Below are 1,936 nucleotides of genomic sequence, written 5' to 3'. Positions count from 1 at the left end.
GCTCCACCCGCGCCACTTGGCGTACAAAACCCTGAGACTCTAACCGCTGCTGGATGAAAGTTCAGTGGCAGGTCAGTAGCTCTGAACTCCCCAGAAGTCATGATTCGTGTCTTCGATTTCTGGAGCGACAATCCTTGATTGTCGAAGAGTTTCTCTGACAGAAAGATGAGATGCCGGTATGCGTCCTCCCGCGATCCAGCGAACAGATGGTAATCGTCGGCAAATCGAGCAAATTTTATGCCATTGCCAATGAGTAGACGATCAATCTGATTGATCGTGATTTCCGATAGAATCCGCGCGGCCGGGCCACCTATCGGAAGACCAAACGACCTCGTATTCGAATAATTGCTCAAAAACTGCATGATCCGTTTGGGATACGGCGTATCGCCGGCGATTTGCTTGAGCGCGTTCTCCAATCTGTGATGACCAAGTCGGGGATAAAATTCCGAGATATCGCATGCAACGACAAATTCGAATTCGGAGGATAGCTTCAGCGAGTGCTCCATAAACTGGAACCACCCAAAGTTGCGGTCGAAAAGATCGCCTGTTCTCGGATCAACTTGATTTCGATATGAGAATACAACCTTGTCCGACTTTGGCGATCGAGCTTCCTCCATCTTCTTTGAGAGCGCTAAGACACAGGCGAGGAAATGCGCGTTCCAAATGGGATCGATTTGAGTTGCCCAACGAAACCCCGAATATGTAACGGGCGTGAGCGAACTCACGTTCAAAGGAGAGAAACGAGTGAGGTACTCTTCGAAATTGTCGTCATACTCAACAACGAGATCAATAATCTCCACTTGCTTGTCAAAGAACGCATGATTTTCGAACGGAAAGGGGAAGATATCTGTGTCGCCATGCTTCACTATGTTCTGGATGGCTTGCGTTGCTGCCCGCTTAAATTCAAATTTGCTGACCATGGCGAGGTTTTTGAAAGTTATGCGATCGACAAAATCACAGAGTAGACTCCTGACAGGAATCGCGCCGTACCGGCGGTGCTCATTTCCCTATATGGTAGTACGATAACCGGAATGGGCACATCCATTATTGCCGCAGCTTACAACGCATCAACAGCGAATCTGGAGATTGTCACCATATGTCCAGCCGTCTGGCCACATCGATCCACAAACGCGATGGTAATATGCTAGCGCAATAGCTTTCTCACGCTTTCCCTGCTTCCTCGCCCTATGCCCTACTCCCTCGTCATCTTCGATCTCGACGGCACGCTTGCGGACAGCTTTCCCTGGTTCTTGCGCAATGTGAACGACGTCGCCGACCACTTCGGTTTTCGCCGCGTCGCGGATGATGACGTCGAAGAGCTGCGGCATGCCGGCTCGCGGGAGATCGTCGCGCGGCTTGAAGTGCCGATGTGGAAGATACCCATGATCGCCCGGCATATGCGGCGGCTGAAGGCGGAGCACCTGGCCGACATCGCGCTGTTTCCAGGCGCCGAGACCACGCTGCGCGCACTCAAGGACGGCGGTCTGCAACTGGCGTTGGTCAGTTCGGACAGTGAGACGAACGCTCGCCGGCTGCTTGGCGAGGCCGCCGCACTGTTCTCCTGGTTCGATTGCGGCGCATCCATTTTTGGCAAGGCCGCAAAATTCCGCCGCGTCGTCAAACGCGCCGATCTGGCTCCATCGCAAACGATCTCGATCGGCGATGAAACCCGCGACATCGAGGCCGCCCGCGCCGCCGGCATCGCCTGCGGCGCCGTAGCGTGGGGCTATGCGGCGCCGGCAAAACTTCGGGCGCTCGGCCCTGACCTGATGTTCGAGCGGATGGAGGACATCACCGGCAATCTGCTGGCATCAGAGACGATCCCGTAGGATGGGTAGAGCGCAGCGAAACCCATCGCCCTGATCGGGATAGGGGGAAGCCTCGCGGCTTCGCCCCTCCCACACCACCGGACGTACGGGTCCGTATCCGGCGGTTC

2 protein-coding genes are annotated in these 1,936 nt (G+C 55.1%); one reads left to right on the top strand and one right to left on the bottom strand.

What is annotated here, in order from left to right; translation table 11 throughout:
• Positions 1 to 920, bottom strand: a 920-nt coding sequence (locus tag AAFX91_RS41220) for an RNA-directed DNA polymerase (RefSeq protein ID WP_394570300.1), incomplete at its 3' end; no start/stop codon positions are given.
• A gap of 267 nt (positions 921 to 1,187) precedes the next feature.
• Here AAFX91_RS41220 and AAFX91_RS41215 point away from each other — a divergent pair.
• Positions 1,188 to 1,829 carry an HAD hydrolase-like protein gene (locus AAFX91_RS41215; RefSeq protein ID WP_394570299.1) on the top strand — a complete coding sequence of 214 codons (642 nt, stop codon included), beginning with the start codon at positions 1,188 to 1,190 and terminating at the stop codon, positions 1,827 to 1,829.
• Positions 1,830 to 1,936 lie beyond the last annotated feature (107 nt).

The organism is Bradyrhizobium sp. 31Argb (assembly GCF_043638955.1).
Classification (GTDB): Bacteria; Pseudomonadota; Alphaproteobacteria; order Rhizobiales; family Xanthobacteraceae; genus Bradyrhizobium.
This window is presented reverse-complemented; position numbering and strand designations above follow the sequence as displayed.